Source organism: Nonomuraea insulae (assembly GCF_042656245.1).
The window spans coordinates 14,688-38,842 of the sequence record NZ_JBHSPA010000089.1; the positions used below are offsets into that span (position 1 = coordinate 14,688).

The following is a 24,155-nucleotide window of genomic DNA, read 5'->3' on the forward strand; positions in this document are numbered from 1 at the left end:
TCACACCGCTAGAGAACATGATCCGTATGGCGGCGGTGGCCGTCCCGCTGAGGAAGGCGTACAGGAAGCGGCCGCGGAACGGGCGCCCATTCTTGTCCTTGGTCTCCAGGAGATGCGCGGCCTGCTGGGCGATCTTCTCGGCGAACGCAGCGTCCGTGGCCGCATGGGCGAGAGCCGAACGACCGTACTGCTCGTACAGGCGCGGTAAGGAGGTGGCGCCCGTGCCAATCAGCTTGGGTGCGGCTCCTCGTGAGTGACTGAAGCGATCAAGCCGTAAGGGCGTATCCGTCCTGGTAGCCGGTCTGGTGGACGCGCTCGTGTTGCCGGGCGAGATGGAAAGTCCAGTACTCCTCCAGATGACCGTTGGCGACCAGCGCGCGCAGCTTCAGCACCGCCTCGGCCCCGGCCAGCCCCCACCGCGCCCCGGCCAGGTCGAACCTGTCGGCGATCAGATGACGGCACGCGCCCTCGATCACCCCGGTCGCGATCGGCCATCCCGCCTCCAGCGCCTGCTCATACCGCAGATGCCCGGCGTTGTTGGACAGATAGCGGATGCACGCGTCGATGCCGTCACGGTGCTGCGCACCGGCTGTGGCGGCCTGCGCGGTCAGCGTGGTGATGACCTGGCCGGTGTGCCCGGCCAGCAGGGCCAGGGCGTGCCCGGCGACCCAGTCCTCCGCGGCCGGTGCCGCGGGCGGGTGCAAACTCCACGCAGCAGCCCATAACTTCTCGAGCACGTGCACGAAATCGATCACGATGTGGACGCGGATGCGCCGCCGAGCGGCTTCGGCAGTGATCAGGTCGAGCTGGTGGCGGGCCCCGTCGACGAGCACGACCCAGGGGCGGGCATGCGCGGGATCACGGGCCTCGGCATGGTCAAACACCTTGGCGATCACAGGGCCGGGGCCGGTGATAACCGAGCCGCACAGCCACTTGCGCGTCGCGTTCGGCCTGGCCCGTGGCAGGCGCCGGCCGGATCGCCCGCCCGGGACGGCGATCACATCGTGCGGCAGTCTGGGGTGTCAGCGCCTGGCTGCTGCAGGACCTCGACAAGTTGCCCACCCTCGCCGAGCAGGTCTCCGCCCGGATTGAGGCCGCTCGGACCGCGCTGGCGGCCGCCGCCGGTGTCGGCGCCGCGGTGACGCTGCTACTGGCCGTGCGCCGTCAGCGGCACCAGGAGCTGGCCGCCGCGCACACCACGCACGACGCGGCTGAGCGCCGGGTGACCGAGCTCTACACCAAGGCCGCCGAGCAGCTCGGCAATGCCCAGGCGCCGGTCCGGCTGGTCGGCCTGTACGCGCTGGAGCGCCTGGCCCAGGACACCCCGGCGCTGCGCCAGACGATCGTGGACGTGCTCTGCGCGTACCTGAGGATGCCGTACGTCCTGCCCGCCGAGCAGGACCGGCACGAGAAGATCCGCGCCGCCCAGCGCGCCGCCCAGCGCGCCGCCCGCACCCCCGGCACGGCCCGCCCTGGCGCGACCGGCGGCCGCGACCCGCACGAAGAACGCCAGGTCCGCCTCACCGCCCAGCGCATCCTCACCGCCCACCTGCGCTACCAGCCGCCGCCCGGACCCCGCCGGTGGTGGCGGGGTCGCCTCCCCGACCCCAACCCCGGCTACTGGGAGAACCTCCGCCTCGACCTCACCGGAGCCACCCTCATCGACTTCAACCTGACCCGCTGCCGTCTCCGCACCGCCGGATTCGGCGGCGCGACCTTCACCGGCTCTGCCAGGTTCCGTGAGGCGACCTTCACCAGCACCGCCAGGTTCGACAGTGCGACCTTCACCCGCGAGGCCGAATTCGGCGAGGCGACCTTCACCGGCGACGCCGAATTCGGCGGTGCGACCTTCACCAGCGTCTCCAGGTTCGACGCGGCGACCTTCACTGGCGGCGCCCGGTTCGACGCGGCGACCTTCAGCGGTGCCGCCGGATTCGGCGGTGCGACCTTCACCGGCTACGCCGGGTTCGACGCGGCGACCTTCACCAGCACCGCCGCGTTCGGCAAGGCGACCTTCTCCAGCACCGCCTGGTTCGGTAAGGCGACCTTCACCGGCAACGCTGGGTTCGGCGGTGCGACCTTCACCCGCGTCGTCGGGGTTCGACGCGGCGACCTTCACCAGCACCATCTGGTTCAACAGGGCGACCTTCACCAGCGGCGCCGGGTTCGACGGGGCGACCTTCACCGGCGCCGCCAGCTTCGGCGGGGCGACGGGGCTGGAGGTCGCCAAGTTGGCGGAGGTGCGACTGGCCCCTGTTCCGGCGGATGTGGAGCGGGTGTGGCCGGACGCCTGGAGGGCGGAGGACACCGGGGGCGGGTGGCAGACGCTGCGCCTGGCCGCCGCGGCGGGTGTATCGCACCAAGGTCGTGGCCACGCCGGCGTCGCCGACGGATGAACTCATGGGCGTCGGCCATGCCGGCGCCGCCTGGTGACGAGCCTCCTTTCTAGGCAGCAGGGCCTGGCTGGACGGTGTAGCAGCGCGGGCAGGTGACGACCGTGGTGTTGCCGGGGACCTTCCACCGGCACCGGCACAGGTGCCTGTGCTGGCAGCGGGTGAGCGTGTCGTTGGGTAACAACTCGCCTACCTGGAGCGGGCCTGTGCGGCCACAGGAGGGGCAGGTCCATTCCGGCGGTGTCTGATCCCCGTCGACTAGGTGCCCGTCAACGGTGGTGAACCGCACGGAGACCCGCAACGGGGCCTCGAGTTGGCTGGCCGTAGTGCCGCAAGCCGCGCAGCGCACATAGCGGGTGTCGCCGGACAGGCGGCGGTTGAGCGCGATCGAGATCAGCATGCGGATCACGAAGCGGCCCCTGGCCTTCCTGGAGTGGGAAGCAATGCGGGGGATTGGATCGTCCACCCGGCGGTGCGTCGTGGCAAGCGGCCTGCTATCGCAGATAGTGAGTCACTATCTGCGATAACGGTGGTGCTGTCCTGTGGGAACGCCCCGCCGTGACGCCGACGACTCCCCTGCTTATCTGCGATGACCTCTTGGGTCGGCCAGGCACTCGCGGCCGAACCTAGACAGCCGCCCAGTGACAAACAGATTCGGGAACCTCAAATCATGATCCGTCGGTTATCGCAGTAATGCGGAACGTGTTCGTGGCGATAGCCGGACACAGGGCCCAGGGGGCGGGACCGGAGGAGGGGCGGGGATGTTGAGTGAGGCGTTAGCGGCGCTGGCGGCGGCGGGCGGTACGGCGCTGGTCGAGGCGATGACCACCGATGCGTGGACCTCAGCCAAGCAGAGCTTCGCCCGGCTGCTCGGCCGCGGCAAACCCGAGCGGCAGGAGGTCGCCGAGCGGCGGCTGGAGCGCGCACGGCAGGAACTGGCCGGCACCACCGGTGCCGAACTGGAGCGGGCCCGCACCAAGCAGGAGGCGGCGTGGCGGCTGCGGCTGAGCGATCTGCTGGAGGACGATCCCGCAGCGGAAGCCGAATTGCGGGTGCTGGTGGCGACGTTCGGCACGTCAGCCTCCGCCTCCGGGGAGCGCTCGTTCTCGATCGGCGGCGACAACAGCGGGATCGCCTCCAGCGGCGATAACGCGACGAACGTGCAGATGCGGGCAGAGGCCTCCGGGCAGGGCCGCGTCTACCAGGCCGGTCGCGACCAGACCATCAACGAACGATGAGCGGCACACCGGTCGCACCGGACGAACCTGCCGGCGGGCAACCGCGGATCTGGATAGAGGGCACGGCCTCCGAGCAGGGCCGGGTGTATCAGGCGGCCGGTGACCAGACCATCAATCAGAACGTGCTGCCAGAGGCGGTGCTGCGGCCGGTCACTGAGGTGGCTGCCCCGCCGGGGTTGGTGAATCTGCCCCGGCACACGCGCACGTTCGTGGGGCGCAGCGATGAGCTGGCCGGGCTGGAGGCGGTGCTGCGTGGCGGGGGTGAAGTGGTGGTGGCCGCCGTGCACGGGCTGGGCGGGGTCGGCAAGTCCACGCTGGCCGCACACTACGCGCTCGCGCAGGCCAGATCCCCCGCGCCAGGGCAGGAGCATGCAGCCGGCGGCGGGTTGAATCCGGTGTGGTGGATCACCGCCGATTCCGGCCCGGCGGTGGAGGCCGGCCTGGCCGGTTTAGCAACCGCGTTGCAGCCGGAGCTGGCCACGGTGTTGCCGCTGGAGGCGCGGGCTGAGCGGGCCACCGCGTGGCTGGCCGCTCATGACGGGTGGCTACTGGTGCTCGACAACGTCGTCGACCCCGCCGATGTGCGGCTGCTGCTGGAGCGGACCCTGGCCGGGCAGGTGCTGGTGACCAGCCGGCTGGGCGAGGGCTGGCACCACCTGGACGCGCACGTGCTGCGCCTGGACGTGCTGGGCGAGCGGGAGGCGATCAAGCTGCTGGCCCGGCTGGCCGCCCCGGGCCTGTCTCGCGACGTCGTCCAGGCCGGGCTCGACCAGGGCGAGGTCGAGGGGCTGGACGGGGCGGCCGAGCTGGTGCGCGAGCTGGGGCACCTGCCGCTGGCGATCGAGCAGGCGGGTGCCTACCTGCACCAGACCCGGCTGACCCCGCGCGCCTACCTGAACCTGCTGCGGCAGCAGCCGGCGGTGATGTACGACCGGGCCGCCCGCGGAGCCGATGCCGAGCGCACCATCGCCCGCATCTGGCGGCTAACCCTCGACCAGTTGGCCGACATCCCGCTGGCCGGAGCCTTGCTGCGGGTGCTGGCCTGGTACGGCGCCGAACCGATCCCCCGCACTCTGCTGGACGGCCTGGACACCGATGCGTCGGAGGTTCAGCACGCTCTGGGGGAGCTGGCCGCCTACAACATGATCACCCTCGACTCCGAAACGGTCACCGTGCACCGGCTGGTCCAAGCCGTCGCCCGCACCCCCGACCCCGACGACCCGCACCGGGAGGCCGCCGCCATCGACGCCGCCCGCGACCAGGCCACCCGCCTGCTCAACGACACCCTCCCGGCAACGCCGTGGGATCCGGCCGGATGGCCGGCCTGGCGGACGCTGCTGCCGCATAGCACCGCATTGATCGACCACGTCCCGCCCAATGCCGACACCGCCGCCACCGCCTACCTGTTCAACCAGACCGGTATCTACCTGGACAATCAGGGCGCCGTGACCCGCGCGATCGCCTGCCTCGAACGTGCCCGTACGGCGTGGGAGCGGGTGCTGGGCGCCGCCCACCCCACCACCTTGGCCTCCCGCAACAACCTGGCGGGCGCCTACCGGGCGGCGGGGGATCTGGGCCGGGCCATCCCCCTGTACGAGCAGACGCTGGTCGACTTTGAGCGGGTGCTGGGCGCCGCCCACCCCACCACCTTGGCCTCCCGCAACAACCTGGCGGGCGCCTACCGGGCGGCGGGGGATCTGGGCCGGGCCATCCCCCTGCACGAGCAGACGCTGGCCGATCGGGAACGGGTGCTGGGCAGCGCCCACCCCGCCACCCTGATCTCCCGCAATAACCTCGCCTACGCCTACCGGGCGGCGGGTGATCTGGGGCGGGCCATCCCCTTGTTCGAAACCACACTGGCCGAGCGGGAGCGGGTGCTGGGCGCCGCGCACCCCGACACCCTGGCCTCCCGCGGCAACCTTGCCTATGCCTATCAGGTGGCGGGTGATCTGGGGCGGGCCATCCCCTTGTTCGAAACCACACTGGCCGAGCAGGAGCGGGTGCTGGGCGCCGCGCACCCCCACACCCTGACCTCCCGCAACGACCTTGCCATGGCCTATGAGTCGGCGGGTGATCTCGGCCGGGCCATCGCGCTGCTGGAGGCCACGCTGGCCGAGCGGGAGCGGGTGCTGGGCGCCGCCCACCCCGACACCCTGACCTCCCGCGGCAACCTCGCCTACGCCTACGAGTCGGCGGGAGACCTGCACCGCGCCATCCCGTTGTACGAGGTCACGCTGGCCGACTGTGAGCGGGTGCTGGGCGCCGCCCACCCCACCACCCTGACCTCCCGCCACAACCTCGTCTACGCCTACCGGGCGGCGGGTGATCTCGGCCAGGCCATCCCGATGCTGGAGGCCATGCTGGCCGAGCGGGAGAAGGTGCTGGGCGCCGCCCACCCCACCACCCTGGCCTACCGTGGCAACCTCGCCGCCGCCTATTGGGGGGCGGGGGATTTGGGGCGGGCCATCCCGCTGTTCGAGGTCACGCTGGCCGACTGCGAACGGGGGCAAGGCGCCGACCACCCAGACACCCTTGCGTCCCGCAGCAACCTCGCCACCGCCTACCGGGCGGTGGGAGACCTTGGGCGGGCCATCCGGCTGTACGAACAGACGCTGGCCGACTGTGAGCGGGTGCTGGGTCTAGGCCATCCGACGACGCAGGCGGTCCGGACCGGTCTGTTGCAGACGACACAGCACCGCGACGGCTCATAGCCCGCTCTCGGATCACGCACACGAGGGTTTGCTGCGCTCTTCATCGAGGTGGCGTCTCGGGTGATCAGGCCGTGCTGGTGACCTCTTCGCGCTTCCCGCTGTCGCGGAGCTGTCGCAGGTCGGGGATGTGGTTGTAGAGGGTGCCCGGGCTGACGCCGAGGAGTTTGGCGATCGCGGTGATGGAGTTGTGGGGGTTGGGCAGCATGTCGCGGGCGGCGCGCAGCAGTTCGGGGGTGATGACGGTGGGGCGGCCGCCGGTGCGGCCGCGCGCTTTGGCGGCGGCCAGGCCGTCGCGGGTGCCGGCGACGATGAGCTCGCGGATGAATTCGGCCAGGGCGGCGAAGACGTGGAAGATGAGGCGGCCGCCGGGGGTGGTGGTGTCGAGGTTCTCGTGCAGGGAGGTGAAGCCGATCTCGCGCTTGCGCAGGTCGCCGACCATAGTGATGAGGTCGGCCAGGGAGCGGCCGTAGCGGTCCAGTGACGGGACGACCAGGGTGTCGCCCTCGTTCAGGAACGCGTGGCAGGCTGTCAGCTCGGGCCGCTCGGCGCTCTTGCCGGACTTCTTGTCGGCGAAGACGCGCTGGCACCCGGCCGCCTTGAGCGCGTCGAGTTGACGTTCGAGGTTCTGCCCGGCGGTGGAGACGCGGGCGTAGCCGATGCGGATCTCGCTGCGGTGGGCGGGGAAGGCGGCCAGCGGGTCGGCGGGCGGCTGCAGGGCGTCGGTCACGCCCGCCATCCTCTCAACAAACGGTGTTCCGGAGTTGTTGAACCGCCGAGGTTGTTGAACGAGTTTTTGAAGGTTTTCAGTGCCCCACGCGACCTGTTTTTCAAGATCTTCAACAAATGATCGTTTAATGAAGAGGGGAATCAGCCGTTCTCTGACGCCTGATCACCTGCTTCTTTCGTCCAGTGGGCGAGGTTGTACCGCGTGATCAGGGTGCTGGGGTGGTCGGTGCCGAGCACGCGTTCGCGGATGGGGAGCAGGGCGGCGAGTTGGTCGCGGGCGGCGGCCGCGTCTCCCGCCTGCCCCGTCCAGTGGGCGAGGTTGTCCCGCGTGATCAGGGTGCTGGGGTGGTCGGTGCCGAGCACGCGTTCGCGGATGGGGAGCAGGGCGGCGAGTTGGTCGCGGGCGGCGGCCATGTCTCCCGCCTCCCCTGTCCAGGCGGCGAGCTCGTGTTGGGTGGTGAGGGTGTCGGGGTGGTCGATGCCGAGCAGGTGCTGCTCGATGGGGAGCAGGGCGGCGAGTTGGTCGCGGGCGGCGGCCGTGTCTCCCGCCTCCCCTGTCCAGCCGGCGAGCTCGTGTTGGGTGATGAGGGTGTCGGGGTGGTCGGTGCCGAGCACGCGTTCGCGGATGGGGAGCAGGGCGGCGAGTTGGTCGCGGGCGGCGGCCGCGTCTCCCGCCTGCCCCGTCCAGCCGGCGAGGTTGTCCCGCGTGATCAAGGTACTGGGGTGGTCGGTGCCGAGCAGGTGCTGCTCGATGGGGAGCAGGGCGGCGAGTTGGTCGCGGGCGGCGGCCGCGTCCCCCGCCTCCCCCACGTAGTAGGCGAGATCATGCTGGGCGTTCAGGGTGTCGGCGTGTTCGGGGCCAGAGATGTGAAGATGGTGGAGGTGGATCTGGTGCTGGATGTCCAGGGCGGTGACCGGGTCGCCGCTGGCTTCCAGGTAGTCGCGCACCTGTGCCAGGCCGGAGGAGTCTGGGGGCAGGACGGTACGGGCGTGCGGGAGCAGCAGGCGGTAGGAGGGCCAGTTGGCCATCTGTTCGGGATCGTCGGGGAGTGCGGCCTGCAGCAGGGTGGTGGCTTGGCGGCCGATGGTCTCGCGCTGGTCGTCGGGGATCTGGGCCTGGACGGTGGCCTGGATGAGGCGGTGCACGCTGATCAGGTCGTGCGGTTCCTGGCCTGCTGGGACCTCGGAGGTGGTGGTCAGGGTGATGAGGCTGTAGGAGGCCAGCAGGGCGAGCGCTTCGCCGATGACCAGGTCGTCGGCTTCGGCCAGGCCGTCCAGCACGGTGACGGGCAGGTTGTCGGGCGCGTAGCAGGTCAGCAGGTTGAGCACGTGCAGGGCCAGCGGGTTGACGAGGCGGATGCGTTCGCATGACAGTGCCCAGACGTCGGCGACGGCGCGGGCGGCGTCTCCGCCGGTTGGGACGGCGGCGTGCACACGTGTGGGTGTCTGCTGGAGTAACTGCAGGTAGCGGGCCAGGGTGATGCGCGGTGTGCGGGTGATGTAGGCGCCGGCTTGCCGTAGGGCCAGTGGCAGGTCGCCGAGCTGGTCGGCCAGTTGGTCCAGCAGCGGGGTTTGGCCCGCGGCGGAGGGGCCGATGAGGTCGGCCAGCAGGTCGATGGAGGCCGGACGTTCCAGCAGGTCCAGCCGTAGCGGGGTGATGCCCGTCTGCTGCCAGCCGACGTCACGCCGCGTGGTGATCACCACATGCCCGCTGGCGAGCCGGGCCAGGTAGAGCTCGATGTCGGCGGCTTCTTCGACGTTGTCGAAGATGACCAGCCAGCCGGTGTGGGTGTTGAGCCACTCCAGTGTCCAGGCGGCGGCTTCGTCGGGGGTGGCCTGCTCGGCGGCGACCGGGTCGGCGCCTGCCGCCAGGACCCGGGCCAGGCTGGCCAGACCGGCCTGGATCTGGGCGGGAGTTTCGGCCTCCACCCACCACACCAGCCGGTAGTCCTCGCGGTGCCGGCGGGCGTACTGCAGGGCTAACTCGCTCTTACCCACCCCGCCGAGGCCGACGATCGCCTGCGTGATCACGCCCGCTCCGGTGGCCAGCCTCGCCCGCAGGGCTGTCAGGGCCTGCTCGCGGCCCAGGAACTGGGTTGCCGGTCGGCGCGGCACCCCGATCAGGATCTCCGGCGCGGGCACCTGCTTGGCGGCCGGCAGCGGACGCCGTGGCGTTGAACCCGGTTTGTCCGCCGTGAGCGAGTCGTCAGCGGCGGAGCGCGGGAGGTGGAGCCGGTTGTGCACCGCCGCACCGACCAGCGAGGCCAGCTCCTCGGAGGTGGTGAAGATGCTACACAGCAGGTCGGTGGCCAGTTCCGCGCGCAGGGCTCTGATCCGGGTCAGATCGTCATCCATCCGCGGCGGCGGCCATGGTGCCTGCGGATCGAGCAGGAAGATCAGGACAGGGAGTCCGGCATCGCGTGCTGCGCGGTACTCCAAGTCCGTGATGGACTGCTCGCAGCCCGGGGGGATGTAGCCGTAACGCCAGGCGAAGATCCCGATGTACATCGCGCACGAGCGGACATCGGCCAGGCATTTGTCCAGCGGACAGGCCGATTCGGCGACGTAGCCCTCCTGGGAGACCGCCTGCACGCCCATCCGCTCCAGCACCTGCCGCACCGCGGCCCGCTCCGCCCGCAGGTCGGTGAACGTGGAAGACACATAAACCCGGGTCATGCCATGCCCAGCATCGACTGTGGACCCGAGGCTGACACCTGCGGCGGCGCCTGGCGGCGCTCATCGTCTGGCGGGTCAGGCATCTCGGCAGCGCTCCGCGGGCGTTCGGCGCGCCGTCACCACCGCGATCACGGCTCCACGCCGCACCCGCGAACGTGGCCTGCCCCTTACCTCCGCCGCCGTCTTCGACATGCCTCCAGAGTGCTCCCGTACCAGTACGAGCGGGACCCATAGTGACGAACGCGTTACCTGCCATCCACGCGGCACGAAAGGTGGTCATCTGGACGGTTTGACGCCTCTGGCCAAGAAGGGTCGGTGCAGAGCGCGCGTTGCGGGGTCGGGATGGCGTGCAGCGCCGCGAGGATGGCCTGTTCCACGCTGTGGTGCACGGTCAGGATGGGCCTGGCACCGGTGATGGTCAGCAGGCGGGCGGGGGATTCCTGCAGGGCGGCCAGGTGCAAGTCGCCGCCGTGCTGGCGGATGTGGGCGCGGACATTGAGCAGGACGCGCAGGCCGGAGCGGCCCAGGAGCGGTACTTCGCTCAGGTCGAGTACCACGTGGTCGCCCGGCCGCCGGCGCGCGCGGGTGATGAAGGCGTCCAGCCGATCGGCGTTGGCTGCCTCCAGGTCTCCGGCCATTGAGATGACGGTGACGCCGGGCATGTGCTGGCAGGCGAACGTGGGCGGGATCATCGGCGGGGTCATCGCGGCTCCCCGGCAGCGGGCGGGCCTTCCGGCAGGGCGGGGACGGGTGAGGGCGGCCACGGGCTCAGTCCTGCGCACGGGTCAGGAACGTCATGACGGCCAGGGCGAGGCCGACGAAACCGGCGAAGCCGGTCGCGCCGACCAGGACGGCCAGCGGTACGGGAGTGCCGCCCAGCCAGGCCAGGCCGCCGCCGGCGAAGGCGACGAAGAGACCGGCGGTGATGATCACGGCCATCCACAGTCCCCGGTTGTTGTTCATGGCGTTCCTCGCGTTGTTGTGAAGGTCAAAGGTGAAGTAATCGGGTGCGTACAGGCACGCTCCCCCGGCTCCGCCGCAGTGCGCTCACTCAGGCCGCCGAAGACGGCGCCAACACCGCCACGCTGCGGCTCCACCCCTCGCCCACCCGCGTCTTTCCCCGAAGCCAGGTGGCGGTGGTCGCGGGTGATCAGGTGTCGGATGCAAGGGCGCCGAGCACGCAGTGAATCGCCGACTTCACGCAAGGCGGCGGGTTGGCTCAGGTACGCCCTCTGTCCTCACGATTCGTGGGCTCGGCAGAGGCCCCCGGGTCTTTCAGCTGGCCTGGCCAGGAGCTTGGGGGGTGGGCAACGCGGTGACCGGAGCCAGCATCTCCCCCTGAGGCCGCTGGTGCCTCATGCGCAAACGTCGCCAGGCCGTGGCCCACGCCTGCAGGTCGTCTTCGGAAAAGGAGCACGCCCAGATGAACGCGCGGACCAGCTTCTCCGGTGGCAGTTGAGTGGACTTCAGGGCTTGGCACAGCGTGCTGGCGCCGAACGCCTTGTGCGAGCGTTTGACGAGCTCTCGATAGCTCAGCCCACCCGCCCATATCCGATACTGCTTCATCAGGGCCACGAAGTCGGCAGGGGTTTGCGCGGACAGGGGATTGGGTTTCAGCGCGTGGCCTGGCAGGTCCTTGGGCGGCTCGAACGGCAATTCCGGCGGATTGCCCATCTTCGTCTGGTTTGGCTGATGAGATCCCGCGAGGGTTCTGATCGCGGTGACCACGTTGTCTGCCGGCCTAGCGTGCGGGCTTTCGCCGCCGGCGGCGAAAGCGAGCGTGGCTTGAGCTGCTTCCGCCTCTGCTGCCTGCTGCTGGGCGGCCCGCAGTTTGCTTTTCGCGCGCTGGCCCCGGCTTTCTGCCTTCGCCAGCTCGTTCGTCGTGCGTATGTGCGTCGCGTGTGCTCGATCCACCATGGTGGCGGCCTTGGCGTAGGCGGCTTCAGCCGCGGATAGCTCCGCTCTTGTGTGAGCGATGTCGTCGTCTTCCGCGCCAGTCATGCACCCGGCCCGTGCCTGTTCCAGGTTGGCCTGGGCGGTTCTCAGCGCGGTCGTCACGTACCGGAGTTTGTCTGAGGCGGTGACCAACTGGCGCGTCGCAGCAGTGCGATTGTGCTCGGCGGCCGCGACGGCCTGCTCGGCTGCTTGGACCACTTCTGACAGGCGGGCGGGGTCCGCGATTCCCGCCTGGCACAGGAGCTGGGCCACGTCTTGCTGCTCCACAGCTGTCGAGTGTTGGGCGGCGTGGCCGTTGGGGGCCGGAGGCCGGCTAGACATCCGTTGCCCGGGCGGAGGTGAGGCACCGGGCGGCTGTGACCACTCTGGCCACGGCGCCCGCCACCAGCGCGAGCGCCAACTCTGGCGGGTAGCCCAGACGCAGCATCGTCACCGAGAACACAATGCCGATGATCATGATCCACGCACCGGCAGGGGGAAGGCGGAGGCAAATGGAGCACATTTAGGATGAGTCACCTTCTTTTGTGAGACACGAGATGAATAGTCCGTTTTGTAAAACATGAATCGACCGCGTAAATGCGCCCTGCGAAAATTTCGTGATGCCCGTCGGCGCCAACCTTCGGGGGAACCAAGGGCGCGATAAGCCAATGATGACGCATACCGCGTGCCTATTCGGGTCTGTGCAACTAACTCGGGAAAACGCCATCGGCCCTGCACGTCCAGAGGCATTCCGCTCTGTTCCGGGGTGTTCAATTTGGCGCTGCGTCGTTCAAGGGCGTGCGAATGTGCCGCACACCCTATTGGTGTCCGTTATGTACCGCTCTAATGGAGGCGGAAGCTCACCTGATGCAGGTGACCGAGGGAATCATCCGTTCGACCGCGGAACACCTTTGGGCCCCGGGGTCCACTGCGCCAACAGTGGGCCCCTTCCCTCCGAGAGCGCGCCCAGGACAGCCAGGGGACGGTGTTTGCGCAATCGTCTCGTCTTCCGCTTCAGCGGCGCTGGCCACGCATGCCCGCGCAGGGGCTTCTACCAGGGAAGATGTCCGATGCCTGGCGCCTGACAAGGCCCCGGATTGTCGGCACAGCCGGATAGCGTCGATGGTGCCTATCCCGTTCCCCTGCCGAAAGGCCCCAGCGGTGAAACAGCGCACCCAGGTCGAGCAGGACGCCTTCCAGGCGTGGATCTACGCCAGCAACTGCTTGCTGTACGAGAACGACCCCGGCCCCGCCGAGCTGAACGTCGGCAGCGCCGGCGAACCTCGCATGATCCCCCGTGCAGAGGCGTGGCAGCACGGCTACGCCCTCAACGTGGTCGTCGACTGCGCCGGCGACCACGCCCGGCTGCTGGCCGCCGCCCAGCACTGCCGCGACGACATGCGCCGCAAGGCTCACTTCGGCGCCAAACGCGTCGGCGAGCTGGCGCGCGCCGCCGACCTGTGCGAGCAGGCCGCCCGCATGGTCGAGCAGGCCGGCGCGGTCGGCGACGAAAAGGCGCGCCGCCGCCTGGTGGCCTCCTGCGAGCACGAGACCATGGTGATGGCGCTCGGGGTGGTCCCCGAAGTCGTCGAGGACAGCGCGCGCACCACGCGACTTCACGTCGCACTCCCGGTCCCCACCTGACGCATCAGGTGCGCCTTTTCCTCAACGCTCACCACGACGGTCTTCAGCCAACGCAGCTTGAGGCGGTTTGACGTCTCCCCCCGCAGGGCGACGCCGAAGGGCCAGACCTTCATCTCCTGCACAGCACCGCATCCAGCAAGGTCACCTACACAACAACCTCACCTTCTGCGCTCGTGGCGCACATAAAGAACAAGCTAAGCGTGACTCGCCGGGGTTCCACAGTGGAGTCTGAACAGGGGGAGGGCGATGTCGTCGACGATCTCGGTGATGGCGGCGTCGTCGACCGTCATGCCGTAGAGCAGGGTCTCGCTGCGGAGCAGGTCGAACGGGACGCGCAGGACCCGGTCGCTGCACCGGTCGGTGCGCAACTCGCCGCGCTCGACGGCCCGGGTGAGGAACGGTCGGATCAGCTCGAGGATGTCGTCCTGGGCGAAGCGGCGGCGCAGCTGCTCGAACACGTCGGGTTCGCCGAACGTCTCGGTGATGAGGCCGGGAAGCGTGTCGCCGGGCACCCGGCGGAACTGCTTGATGCCGCGGTCGACGAGTTCGAGCAGGTCGCCGCGGAGCGAGCCGGTGTCGATGTCGGACTCCTGCAGTGGCACGTTGTGCGCGAGCGCGGCCATCACCAGTTTGGCCTTGGTCGGCCAGCGGCGGTAGATCACCGGCTTGCTGGTGCCGGCGCGGGCGGCGACGTTCTCCATGGTCAGCTTCGGGTAGCCGGCCTCGAGCAGCTCCGCCCACGCGGCCGTGAGCAGCGCGTGCTCCAACGCCTCGCCGCGGCGCCGACCACCGGTCATGGGACTCCCCGATTAGATCCGTTGCGTTTCTTAGTACGGCAGTCTAGCCTCGAAGTGAAGATACGAACCGTTTCTTAACTAGTGGGGGAACGCTCATGACCGACACCATCCCGGACCTCACGCTGGCCAGGAGCTGCCCGTTCGACCCGCCGGACGGCTCCGCCGAGCTGCGGGAACGCGGCCCGGTGGCACGGGTCCGGCTGTTCGACGGCAGCACCGCCTGGCTGGTCACCGGCCACGCCGAGGCCCGCGCGCTGCTTGCCGACCCGCGCGTGTCGTCCGACCGGGGCAATCCGGGCTACCCGATGCCGGTGCCGCTGCCGACGCATGCGCGCGTGACCAACATGAACGCGACGCTGGTCGCCAACGACCCGCCGAGGCACACCAGGCTGCGGCGGATGCTGATCCCGTCCTTTACGGTGCGCAAGATCGCGGCGTTGAAGCCGAAGATCGAACGCATCGTCACCGAGCGGCTGGACGCGGTGATCGCCGCCGGCCCGCCCGCCGATCTGCTGGCGAGCTTCGCACTACCGGTGCCGTCCATGGTGATCTGCGAGTTGCTCGGCGTGCCCTACGAGGACCACGAATTCTTCGAGGAGCAGTCCCGACGCCGGCTCGACGCCGACGGCCAGGCCATCCAGAAGCTCACCATGTACCTGCACGACCTGGTGCGGAAGAAGATCGACAAGCCCGGCGACGACCTGATCGACGACCTCATCGCCGAGCAGCTGGCGGAGGGCAAGCTCGACCACGACGAGCTGGCCAGCATGAGCATGGCGATGCTGATCGCCGGCCACGACACCACCGCCCACATGATCTCGCTGGGCACGATGCTGCTGCTCAGCAAGCCGGACCAGCTGACCAAGGTGCGGGCCGACGAGGCCGCGATCCCCGGTGCGGTCGAGGAACTGCTGCGCTACCTGACGATCGCCGCATTTCTGCCCCGGACGGCCACCGAGGACATCGAACTCGGCGGCCACACCATCAAGGCCGGCGACGGCGTGCTGGTGGCCGGCTCCATCGTGAACCGCGAGCAGTCCGACGAGCTGGACGTGGACAACCCGATGCGCCAGCACCTGGCGTTCGGCTTCGGCATCCACCAGTGCCTGGGCCAGAACCTGGCCCGTGCCGAGCTGGAGATCGCCTTCAGGCACCTGTTCCACCGCATCCCGACGCTGCGCCTCGCGGTGCCGGTGGACGAGGTGCCGCGCCAGCCGTTCGCCGTGCTGTCCGGCGTCACAGAGCTGCCCGTCACCTGGTAGATCACATCAGTGAAGGATCAGGGCCTGCTCGGAACCGATCCCGGCCAACCCCGAAAAGCCCACATCACCCATCAGCGCCGCGCGGGCCGCGGTGCGGAAGGAACACGCCCCATGAGCAAGATCTGGTTCATCACCGGTGCTTCGCGCGGCTTCGGCCGCAGTTGGACCGAGGCCGCTCTGCGACGCGGTGACAAAGTCGCCGCGACCGCCCGCGACATCGACACTCTGAACGACCTCGCCGACAAGTTCGGCGACGCCATCCTGCCCATCGCGCTCGACGTGACAGATCAAGCCGCAGCCATCGCCGCGGTCCGCCAGGCCCATGCTCACTTCGGCAGGCTCGACGTCGTCGTGAACAACGCCGGCTATGGACACTTCGGGTTTCTGGAAGAGATCACCGAGACCGATGCCCGCGCTCAGATCGAAACCAATGTGTTCGGTGCCCTCTGGGTCACCCAGGCGGCCATCTCATTGATGCGCGGACAAGGCTCCGGCCACATCGTGCAGATCTCCAGCATCGGCGGCGTGGCCGCGTTCCCCGGCCTGGGCATCTACCATGCCTCGAAGTGGGCGCTCGAAGGCTTCTCCGAAGCCCTATCCCACGAAGTCGCGCCCTTCGGGATCAAGGTCACCCTGATCGAACCAGGCGGCTACGCCACCGACTGGGGCGGCTCCTCGGCGATCCGCTCCGAACCCAACCCGGCCTACCAGCCGATGCGCGACGCCAGGGCCCAGCAGCGACAGAGCTACCAGGCGCCAGGGCCGGAGGCCACCACAACCGCCGTGTTCGCCGTCGTGGACGCTGAAAACCCACCCCTGCGCCTGCTGCTGTCCGGCGGCGCGTACGACATCGCCCAGGGCGTGTACAAGCAGCGGCTGCAAACGTGGTCAGAGTGGGAAGCCACGTCTCGTTCCGCCGACCGAGCTTGACGAGGACGAGTTCATCGGCAGCAAGTGGCCCTCCCGAACGGGTCGTTGCGCTTGGCCACGGTCGGCCAGCCGCTCAGCGGTGCGGCCCTTGAGGCACGGCGGTTCTGCCAGGTGCGGTGGACGTCGGCCACCAGGTCGAGCACGGCGGCGGCCATGGTGGCCGGGTGCTTGCCGGGGCCGGTGTGCGTGGCCAGGGTGCCGTTGCGGTGGTAGGCGCGCCAGCCGTGGCCGCCGAGACGGCGGGTCACGGTGCCCAGCAGCTCGCCGGCGATGATGACCCAGTAGATCGGGACGTCGTCTTGGATGTCGCTCTTGACGACCTGGACGGCGTCGAGCTCGGCGTCGGTGTACCAGAGGGGACGTGACAGCGGGTCGGCCTCGGAGGTCCACGGCCGCGCGACGTCGTCGACAGGCTCGTTCGCCTGGCTCGGTGCCGTGAGGGCGGTGGGGGCGGTGGGGGCGGTCTGTTCGGCGTCGTCGGCCGGGCCGTCGTCGTTGCCGTTATCCTCGCCGCCGCCTTGGTCCTGGCTGTCGCCCGGGTCGTCGTCGGACTGCCGGCCGAAGCGGCGCCGCGCGGTGTCGGGGTGCATCGTCAGCGTCTGGCCGACCTGTTCCCAGGTGTCGCCTGCAGCTCGGCGAGCGGCGACGTGGGCGGCCAGCAGGCCCTCCACCAGGTCGGGCAGCGTGCGCAGCGCGACCGTCTGCTTGCCGGTGCCGGTGAGGGGGTCGGCGATGTGCTTGGCGTGGACGGCCAGATGGGCGGCGCGCCGGCGCACCTTCTCCTCCAGCACCGCCAGCTCGTGCGGGTCCGGTGGGGCGGGCGCGGGGGTGGCGAACGGGTTGTCGATGCGCCAGGCGGCCTGGCGGCAGGCTCCCGAACAGTAGCGGCGCCGGGTGGTGGCGTCGGCGGGCAGCCTGTTGCGGCAGAACGGGGAGGCGCACCGGCGCCCGGGTTCGGCCTGCGAGTCGGCCATGAACGCGTTCCTCTCGGCAGCGGGTGACGGTCAGGCGGTTCTACGTTCCGTCACGCCGTGGCGTGACGGGAGGCGATTTCGCCGCTCTGTGCGTTACGGTCCTCATGCTGCCGCTCCTCCCGACGTATCGTCACGGGGCCTGGCGGACAGTTTGCCGTAACCCCGTAACGCAAACGGGTCAGTACAGGAGGCGGCCCAGGCCGCCGCCCTGCCACGCGGCGTTGAGCCGGTCGGCGGTCTTCTGGTAGGCCGCCTCCTCCTCGTGGGTCAGGACCACGTCGGCGGCCGGGTCGACGTCGGCCAGGCGGTCGCGGAGCATCGTCGCGTCCGCGTCGTCGGCCTGGTCCAGCAGGGCGGCCAGGCGTGCCGCGTACGCGGCCAGTTCGGCGGCGGTGGAGGTGGCCTTGGCCCGGCCGTTCTCCAGCCCATCCCGTACGGCGTCGGGTGCGGCGGGGTCGCCGAGCACCCGGGCGGTGGCCTTCAGTACCAGGATGTCGGCGGTGTCGACGTCGACCCGGCGCAGCGGGGCGTGCTCGTAGCGGCCGTCCGGGGCCAGCAGGCGGCCGGTGTGCCCCTGGTCGGTGGCGAAGCGGCCCTGTGTGGGCACCAGGGCGCCCGCCACGTTGCGCACGCTGGCCAGGGCGATGCCGGTGGCCAGCGGGTCGGGCAGCTCGGCGGGATCCATGCCGTCGATCTTGCTGCCACCACCGCGGCGGCCGCAGTGGCCTCGCCGGCGGCGAGTTCGGCGCCGTGGTGATGGCGTTGAGCTGGGGTAGCGTCTATTGACAAGTCAGCCCCAGCCGCTGAGATCGACAGCGTCCGCGTCCTCCAGGCCGTGGCTGCTGCCGCTTGTGCCGGACTGCCGCGACCGCGGCGGCCGGGCAGGGTCCGGGGGTAGTGTGAGGCGGACGTCGAGGTAGCGCTGGATTTGCAGGCCGCCGCCGCGGCGGGAGCGCGGGCCGGAGTCTTCCAGGATGGTCATCACGGTGGCGATCAGGGCGGCGGCGGTCTCGGCTTCTTCTACGGTGCCGACCAGGCGGATCTTCATGCTTGTCTCCTCCTCAGCGTACGATCGGGGAGGCGATCGCGTGCAGCAGCTCGTGGGCGTCGCGGGCGTCGCCGAGTGCCCGGTGGCCGCCGCCGAGCGGCAGCCAGTAACCGACGCGCGCCCAGACGGAGCGGGCCTGCATCAGGCACCACCAGTGGTCGGGGCGGGGCAGCTCGGTGACGTCGAGGCCGGCCATGCTGTGCGTGGTGAGGATCCGGCCCGCGTCGAACGGGGCGTTGTAGGTCAGGACGTGGCGGCCGCGGATGGCGGCCAGGAAGGCCGGGGGCGACCTCCTGCCAGGACGGGGCGGCCGCCAGTTCGGCATCACCGATGCCATGCACGGCCCGGGCGCCGGGCTCGACCGGGACGTGGCCGGGGTTGACCAGGGTGTTGAGTAGGGTTTCGCCCGTGGCGCCGTCCAGGACCGCGATTTCGATCACCACGCCGTCCGTGCCGGTGGTCTCGGTGTCCAGCACCACGGCGCGGCCTGGCCGTAGGGCGGAGCGGGCCCATCGGATGACCTCGCCGACCTCGGTGGACAGGGTGATGCGGTCGGCGTGCTGGGCGGCGCCGTGGTGGGCGGCCAGCGCGGCCGTGACCTCGGTCTTGGTGGGGTGGCCGTCTTCGCGGAATTCCCAGTCGATCTCCCAGCGGTCGCCGGCGTTCCACCAGTGCGGCCACACCTCGACCGAGTAGTCCGCGCTGAGCTGGGCGCAGAAGGCGCGCACGGCCTGGGCGCGGCTGATCGGCAGGCGGGTGTATTCGCGCAGGGGGCTGGTCTCGCCGGGTTTGACGGCGCGGACGGCTTCCCAGTCCACGCCCTCGATGAGGAGCATGTCCTCGATGTCGCCGACGGCGTACAGCGGCACGTCGACGGTCTTGCGGCGGCCGACCTCGCGCTCGACGTACATGGTCGGGGAGACCCAGCCGGCGGCCACGCAGTAGTCCCAATCCCGGCGGCGCATCTCGGCGTGCTCGGCGGCCTGCTCAGGCCCGAGGAGCTGATCGCGGCGGACCTGTTCCATCAGGTCTTCGTCGTCGGCCAGGGCGGCGATGTCGGTGCGGGCGTAGCGATCGAACCGGCCGGGCTTGATGCGCCGCTCGGCGGCTACGCACTCCAGGTCGTACTCGCGCCAGCCCAGGACGTCGGCGGCCTCGCGCATGGTCAGGGAGCTGGCCAGCCAGGCCACCCGCTCGGCGACGACCTCGGTCAGCACGGCCAGGCGCTCGGCGTCGCCGGGAATGGTGCGCAGCGGGGCGACGTCGTACAGGTTCCAGCCCTTGTAGTCGTCGACCACGCTGGTCAGCTTCCGCTTCTCCAGCTCGCCGATGTCGGCCTGGTCGACCTGCAGGCCGGTCAGCTCGGCGAGCAGGTCGGCGCACCGGCGGGCGCCGAGGGGCTGCGGCGGGATCTGCCCGCGCAGCCGCTCGGCGCGCTCGGTCAGGGCGTCGGCCTGCGTCCTGGTCCAGTACGGCGGCCGCTCCGGGTCGAAGATGAGGCCAGCCTCGCGGGCGCGCCGCCAGTCGCCGAAACCGAGCTCGAGCACGCCCATGAGCTGGCTGTCGTCGAGCAGGTCGGGGATCGCGGCCGCCAGCTCCTCGCGGCGGGCCACCAGATCGTCCACCACGGCGCCGGACCAGCGCGGCGTCTTCATGTCCTGCTCGGGCAAAACGCCGGCGGCCACGGCGCGGCCGAACTGGGCCTGGTCCCAGCCGAGCGCGGCCTGCAGCTGGGCGGCGGTGTGCGCGGTCGTCCGGCGCGGCGACTTGGCCGCAGCCGCCGTGCTGGCGGGCTCAGTGGTCGGCGGGGTCTGCTGGGTCACAGGAAGCTCACCCGCCCGACCACCGCGAACAGCTCGCCGGCGTCACAGGCGCCCTGCAGGGCCGCGTCGCTGGAATTGGCCGCGGGGCCGACCAGCAGCATGTGCTGGGCCCGGTCGACCAGGTCGAACCACTCCTCGGGCAGCGGCACCGCCTCCGGCGCCTGCCACAGCAGGACGTCGTCGAAGCCGTCGGCGTCGATGTGCGCGATCGTGGCGACGGAGCGCGAGCCGATCTCCATCCGGACCCGCCAGGACGTGTCGAGGTCGGGCAGAACGGTCATGTCCCAGGTGGGCCAGGCGCAGCGGGTGCGCAGATCGGCGGGCCCGGCGGCGCTCGTCTCGGGAGCCAGCACCAGCCCGGGCAACGGCCCGTGACCGGTCGGCACGATCATCGGGTACAGCGCGTAGAACGGGACGTCATCCAGGTCGCCGGCGTCCAGGTCGCCGTCCGGGTTGTCGTCGAGCTGGACCAGGTGGACATCGGCGGCGCCCGCCGCCCACATGTCCAGCGCGTCTTCCAGCAGGTCGGACGCCTGCTCGGGCGTCATGGCGGCGACCGCGTCGAACGCCGCGGTGCCGTCGCCGTCGCGGTGCGCCTGGTGGGCGAGCGGCTGCCAGACCCGGGTGGTCTCCGACGCCAGCCCGGCGCTGGGCAGCCACCCGAAGACCGCGCACGCCAGCACGGCGACCGTGGGGCGGTCGCCTGACGCCGCCTCGGTGGTCGGCTGGAAGGAGCAGGTGCGGTTCCTGGCCCGCGAGCACACGGTGTACGTCGTGGACCTACCGGGCCAGGGCTACACCACACTCCGCGCCCCCGGCAGGCCTGAGCAGGAGATCACGCGATCCGCTGTCCCATGACGAACAGCACCGTGCCGATCGGCGTGAACACCACGCCCGGCCCGCCGACGATCAGCGGAGCGAGGTACGCCGACCACGAGACCAGTCTGCCGTGCCTCCGGCTCTTTGTCCCCCGTGCGAGCTACCGGCGAATGCCCACCGATTGGTGACGATTCAGGCATCGCTCGTCTCATAACGTAACGACGCGGCCCCGAGTCCGCACCGTCAGCTCGCTTATTGGAGGACATCATGCTTCGCAAGATCAAGTCATCCGCCGTGGCCGCACTGTACTGCACCGTGGTCGGCGTGGGACTCGTCGGCTGCGAGAGCGGCGCGGTGGGCAACGGGGACCCCATCGCCGCCGTTCGGGCCGATCTGTTCTCCGGCACCAAGAAGATCGAGGTTGACGGCCGGTCGGTGAACGTGTCCTGCTCGGGCGAGCCGGAGGATGGCGAGCCGGTCGTCGTCCTGCTGCACGGCGGGGGTGACGCCCTGGACAAGATGGCCGCACTGCAGAAGACGCTGAGCGCGAAGAACCGGGTGTGCTCCTACGACCGGCTCGGTGCGGGCGCGAGCAGCCGGCCGGACGGTCCGCAGGACTTCGCCGGCACCGGCAAGGTCCTGACCGGGGTGCTCGGCCAGATCGCCGGAGACCACCCGGTCGTGCTGGCCGGCCACTCCCTGGGCGGACTGATCGCGGCCCGGTACGCCCCGGAGCATCAGGACCGGATCAGGGGCCTGGTCCTGATGGACGCCACCCCCTCGACCATGATCGCCGACATCTCGAAGACGATCCCCGCCTCCGCCAAGGGCCCGGCCGCCGAGGTACGCGCCCAGAACCTCGCCATCTTCAAGGGTCAGAACCCGGAGAAGCTCGTCATCACCGACGGCAAGGTCGGCTCCGCAGGCAGCATCCCAGTTGAAGTGATGCAGCACGGCAAACAGTACCTGGCGGCCGTGCCCACGTACGGTCCCCGCCTGGAGCAGGCGTGGACCGCCGGCCAGCGCGACTGGCTCGGCCTGTCCAGCCGCGCCAAGCTGAGCACCGTCAAGAACAGCGGGCACTACATCTACGTCGACCAGCCCGAGATTGCCGTCCAGGCTATCGAGCGCGTCGCCTCCCAGGTGAACAATGAGTGAGTCTCTGATGCGACGTCGAGCTGATCATCACCGACCCGCCCACCGCCGAAAAGAGCTCAAAGTCGTGGTTTGCCGCCATTCCTCCAGAAGGTAGCGCCGATTCTCCGGCTGTCGTGCGGGGGCGGGCGCCGGTTCCACAGGCCGGTCGGGGTTCCTTTGGTCCCGGGCTGGCCCTGCTCGATCATCGCGGCATTGGAGACCGGCCGTACCAGGACCCGGCAGGCGTCAGCCGGCCGCCCCGTCCGTGGTGCGGAGGCCGAACAGGATGCCGTTCCCGCCGCCCACATAGACGTGCCCGTCCGTCACCACGGGCCCTGCCTGGACCGTCGCCCCCAACGAGAACGCCCACCGTTCCACCCCGGTGGCCGCGTCGAACGCGTGCAACACCCCCGCGCCGTCGCCCACGTAACACACTCCGCCATGGATCACCAGCGGAGTGTAGGGCCCGCCGGGCAGGAGACGGCTCCACCGCCGCGCCCCGGAGGCGGGGTCGAGCGCGTGCAGCCGTTCGTCGGGCCCGGCGACGTAGGCCAGGTCGCGGGTGGCGGCCACCTCGTGCCCGATCGACTTGACGGCCTTGGCCAGGAAGCTCCACTGGCGCTCGCCGGTGCCGGCATCCAGCGCGTACGTCCGGTTCGCCTCATCGGTGAAATACACCGTGCCGGGCGTGACGGAGACCGGCGTGACCGGGCCGCGAAACGGGGTGGTCCACCGCGCCTTCCCTGTCGCGGGGTCCAGCGCGTACGCGGTGCCGACGTCCCCCACGTAGAGTGCCCCGCCGCTCGCCACGAGCCGGGCGTTACGCGCGCCCCGCCGCCACAGCACGTCCCCGGACTCCGGGTCCAGCGCGACGACCTCGTCCTCGCCCCACGCGTACAGGCGGTTATCGGCCACGGCCAGGCCGGTGTCACCCCCGAGTTGCGGGAGCCGCCACCGTGGCCGCCCGGTCGCCGCGTCGAGGGCGACGACCTCGACGCTGTCAGCGGCGATCACGCTGCCGGCCATGACCACGGTGCTGCCCGAGAACGTCCGCTGGTGGCTCCACCGGCGCCGGCCGGTGGCGGCGTCGAAGGCGTACAGTCGGTTGTCCGCGCCGGAGGCGTACACGAGGCCGTCCGCCACCGCCTCGAGAGACACATCCGCCGCGATGATCCGCCGGGGGCGTCCGGTGGCGGCGTCGAAGGCGTAGAGCCGGTCATCGTGGCTGTTGAAATACACGACCCCGTCGTCCACCAAGGGGGTTTCGGCGACGCTGCCGTCGGTCGCCTGACACCACCCGCCCGCGGGCACCGGACGCCCGCCGCCCGGGGCGCCCATACGGTCGCGTACGAGGGGTGCCACGATCCGCAGCGCCCGGGCCGAGGTGGAGACGACCTCGGCGATGACGGGGCCCACATGGACGAGCGTCCTGCCGAAGGCCCCTTCAACGCCGCCGGACACCATCGTCGTGAAGAACCCTGGGCCCTCGGTGATGGGGTCGTAGGCGCCGTAGGTCTTGTCCGCGCTCACCGCGGCGTCGAACAACGCCCGCGCCTCGGCGTCCGATCGCGCCACCCAGACCACCGACACCGACACCACCGCGCCGTCGTCCGAGGGTGGTATCCAGTCGCAGGACGCCGGCTTCGGCAGGGGCAGCGCGCCGACGGTGCGGCGGTGCGGGAGCGGGCGGTAGCCGCCGGCCACGGCGCCCAGGTCGCGGGAGGTCAGCAGGGCGCAGGCGTCCGGCCAGGAGCCGGGCTCCACCCCGCCCAGCGCGACCGGGCCCGGCAGCCGCCCGCGCACCCGCCGGTAGGCGATGACCCGCTCGCCGTCCCCGCCGTCGTCGTACACGAAGGCCAGGTCACCGGTCGCGCCGCCGGCGGGGCCCGCCGACGCGGGCAGGTCCAGGGGGGCGGCGTCGAGCCGGCCGCTGCCCGGCTCCACCGAGACCAGGTACGCGGGGCAGCGGCCTCCACTCGCCGACGCCCTGCGGGGTGGTCAGGGGGCCGGTCTGGAGCCGGCCCGGGCGGGCGCGTATCTGC

At 70.6% G+C, this 24,155-nt stretch carries 23 protein-coding genes; 8 read left to right on the plus strand and 15 right to left on the minus strand.

Annotation, left to right across the window (positions count from 1 at the left end; translation table 11 throughout):
- Positions 1-266 precede the first annotated feature (266 nt).
- Entirely contained in the window at positions 267-884 is a 618-nt protein-coding gene (locus ACFPZ3_RS55615) for a hypothetical protein (RefSeq protein ID WP_379522567.1), read from the minus strand.
- Between the two features lie 74 nt (positions 885-958).
- Between ACFPZ3_RS55615 and ACFPZ3_RS55620 the strand changes: the two genes are divergently transcribed.
- Positions 959-2,449 (plus strand): pentapeptide repeat-containing protein, encoded by a 1,491-nt coding sequence (locus ACFPZ3_RS55620; RefSeq protein WP_379522568.1) that lies wholly within the window; start codon positions 959-961, stop codon positions 2,447-2,449.
- Here ACFPZ3_RS55620 and ACFPZ3_RS55625 read toward each other — a convergent pair.
- Positions 2,446-2,802, minus strand: a complete 357-nt coding sequence (locus ACFPZ3_RS55625; protein ID WP_379522569.1) for a hypothetical protein — start codon at positions 2,800-2,802, stop codon at positions 2,446-2,448. The genes ACFPZ3_RS55620 and ACFPZ3_RS55625 overlap by 4 nt on opposite strands.
- 355 nt (positions 2,803-3,157) lie before the next feature.
- On the opposite strand from ACFPZ3_RS55625, the gene ACFPZ3_RS55630 reads away from it, so the two are divergent.
- Together ACFPZ3_RS55630 and fxsT are read left to right on the plus strand one after the other, a co-directional pair.
- Positions 3,158-3,631, plus strand: coding sequence for a hypothetical protein (locus ACFPZ3_RS55630; RefSeq protein ID WP_379522570.1), 474 nt, complete (start codon positions 3,158-3,160; stop codon positions 3,629-3,631).
- Positions 3,628-6,342, plus strand: coding sequence for an FxSxx-COOH system tetratricopeptide repeat protein (gene fxsT, locus ACFPZ3_RS55635; RefSeq protein WP_379522571.1), 2,715 nt, complete (start codon positions 3,628-3,630; stop codon positions 6,340-6,342). Before ACFPZ3_RS55630 ends, fxsT begins: the two co-directional genes overlap by 4 nt.
- 64 nt (positions 6,343-6,406) lie before the next feature.
- Here fxsT and ACFPZ3_RS55640 read toward each other — a convergent pair whose 3' ends face one another.
- The 4 genes from ACFPZ3_RS55640 to ACFPZ3_RS55655 all read right to left on the minus strand — a co-directional run bounded on the left by ACFPZ3_RS55640 (position 6,407) and on the right by ACFPZ3_RS55655 (position 10,707).
- Positions 6,407-7,069, minus strand: coding sequence for a recombinase family protein (locus ACFPZ3_RS55640; RefSeq protein ID WP_465263597.1), 663 nt, complete (start codon positions 7,067-7,069; stop codon positions 6,407-6,409).
- Between the two features lie 140 nt (positions 7,070-7,209).
- Positions 7,210-9,729, minus strand: coding sequence for a tetratricopeptide repeat protein (locus tag ACFPZ3_RS55645; RefSeq protein WP_379522572.1), 2,520 nt, complete (start codon positions 9,727-9,729; stop codon positions 7,210-7,212).
- 260 nt (positions 9,730-9,989) lie between these two features.
- Positions 9,990-10,448 carry an STAS domain-containing protein gene (locus ACFPZ3_RS55650; protein ID WP_379522573.1) on the minus strand — a complete coding sequence of 153 codons (459 nt, stop codon included), beginning with the start codon at positions 10,446-10,448 and terminating at the stop codon, positions 9,990-9,992.
- Positions 10,449-10,512: 64 nt separating this feature from the next.
- The gene (locus ACFPZ3_RS55655) at positions 10,513-10,707 is read right to left on the minus strand and encodes a hypothetical protein (RefSeq protein ID WP_379522574.1); all 195 of its coding nucleotides are present in this window, start codon (positions 10,705-10,707) and stop codon (positions 10,513-10,515) included.
- A gap of 44 nt (positions 10,708-10,751) precedes the next feature.
- Between ACFPZ3_RS55655 and ACFPZ3_RS55660 the strand changes: the two genes are divergently transcribed.
- Complete coding sequence (locus tag ACFPZ3_RS55660) at positions 10,752-10,931, plus strand: hypothetical protein (protein WP_379522575.1); 180 nt, start codon at positions 10,752-10,754, stop codon at positions 10,929-10,931.
- An 88-nt stretch (positions 10,932-11,019) separates the two neighbouring features.
- Here the strand turns inward: ACFPZ3_RS55660 and ACFPZ3_RS55665 are convergent, their stop codons facing one another.
- Positions 11,020-11,967, minus strand: a complete 948-nt coding sequence (locus ACFPZ3_RS55665; protein ID WP_379522576.1) for a hypothetical protein — start codon at positions 11,965-11,967, stop codon at positions 11,020-11,022.
- Between the two features lie 46 nt (positions 11,968-12,013).
- Entirely contained in the window at positions 12,014-12,157 is a 144-nt protein-coding gene (locus ACFPZ3_RS55670) for a hypothetical protein (RefSeq protein WP_379522577.1), read from the minus strand.
- Between the two features lie 683 nt (positions 12,158-12,840).
- Here ACFPZ3_RS55670 and ACFPZ3_RS55675 point away from each other — a divergent pair.
- The gene (locus ACFPZ3_RS55675; RefSeq protein ID WP_379522578.1) at positions 12,841-13,323 is read left to right on the plus strand and encodes a hypothetical protein; all 483 of its coding nucleotides are present in this window, start codon (positions 12,841-12,843) and stop codon (positions 13,321-13,323) included.
- Positions 13,324-13,517: 194 nt separating this feature from the next.
- On the opposite strand, the gene ACFPZ3_RS55680 is transcribed toward ACFPZ3_RS55675, so the two are convergent.
- Positions 13,518-14,120, minus strand: a complete 603-nt coding sequence (locus tag ACFPZ3_RS55680; protein ID WP_379522579.1) for a TetR/AcrR family transcriptional regulator — start codon at positions 14,118-14,120, stop codon at positions 13,518-13,520.
- A gap of 95 nt (positions 14,121-14,215) precedes the next feature.
- On the opposite strand from ACFPZ3_RS55680, the gene ACFPZ3_RS55685 reads away from it, so the two are divergent.
- Positions 14,216-15,382 (plus strand): cytochrome P450, encoded by a 1,167-nt coding sequence (locus ACFPZ3_RS55685; RefSeq protein WP_379522580.1) that lies wholly within the window; start codon positions 14,216-14,218, stop codon positions 15,380-15,382.
- Between the two features lie 111 nt (positions 15,383-15,493).
- On the plus strand, positions 15,494-16,312 hold the full coding sequence (locus tag ACFPZ3_RS55690) for an SDR family oxidoreductase (RefSeq protein WP_379522581.1): 819 nt from the start codon (positions 15,494-15,496) through the stop codon (positions 16,310-16,312).
- An 11-nt stretch (positions 16,313-16,323) separates the two neighbouring features.
- Here the strand turns inward: ACFPZ3_RS55690 and ACFPZ3_RS55695 are convergent, their stop codons facing one another.
- From ACFPZ3_RS55695 to ACFPZ3_RS55715, 5 genes are all read right to left on the minus strand, one after another.
- Positions 16,324-17,286 (minus strand): hypothetical protein, encoded by a 963-nt coding sequence (locus ACFPZ3_RS55695; RefSeq protein WP_379522582.1) that lies wholly within the window; start codon positions 17,284-17,286, stop codon positions 16,324-16,326.
- A gap of 178 nt (positions 17,287-17,464) precedes the next feature.
- Complete coding sequence (locus ACFPZ3_RS55700) at positions 17,465-17,971, minus strand: hypothetical protein (protein WP_379522583.1); 507 nt, start codon at positions 17,969-17,971, stop codon at positions 17,465-17,467.
- 105 nt (positions 17,972-18,076) lie between these two features.
- The gene (locus ACFPZ3_RS55705) at positions 18,077-18,334 is read right to left on the minus strand and encodes a hypothetical protein (RefSeq protein WP_379522584.1); all 258 of its coding nucleotides are present in this window, start codon (positions 18,332-18,334) and stop codon (positions 18,077-18,079) included.
- Positions 18,331-20,157 carry a 3'-5' exonuclease gene (locus ACFPZ3_RS55710; RefSeq protein WP_379522585.1) on the minus strand — a complete coding sequence of 609 codons (1,827 nt, stop codon included), beginning with the start codon at positions 20,155-20,157 and terminating at the stop codon, positions 18,331-18,333. Before ACFPZ3_RS55710 ends, ACFPZ3_RS55705 begins: the two co-directional genes overlap by 4 nt.
- The gene (locus ACFPZ3_RS55715) at positions 20,154-20,921 is read right to left on the minus strand and encodes a hypothetical protein (RefSeq protein WP_379522586.1); all 768 of its coding nucleotides are present in this window, start codon (positions 20,919-20,921) and stop codon (positions 20,154-20,156) included. Before ACFPZ3_RS55715 ends, ACFPZ3_RS55710 begins: the two co-directional genes overlap by 4 nt.
- Before the next feature lie 322 nt (positions 20,922-21,243).
- On the opposite strand from ACFPZ3_RS55715, the gene ACFPZ3_RS55720 reads away from it, so the two are divergent.
- Entirely contained in the window at positions 21,244-22,134 is an 891-nt protein-coding gene (locus ACFPZ3_RS55720; protein ID WP_379522587.1) for an alpha/beta fold hydrolase, read from the plus strand.
- A gap of 225 nt (positions 22,135-22,359) precedes the next feature.
- Here the strand turns inward: ACFPZ3_RS55720 and ACFPZ3_RS55725 are convergent, their stop codons facing one another.
- The gene (locus ACFPZ3_RS55725) at positions 22,360-24,057 is read right to left on the minus strand and encodes an outer membrane protein assembly factor BamB family protein (RefSeq protein ID WP_379522588.1); all 1,698 of its coding nucleotides are present in this window, start codon (positions 24,055-24,057) and stop codon (positions 22,360-22,362) included.
- Positions 24,058-24,155 lie beyond the last annotated feature (98 nt).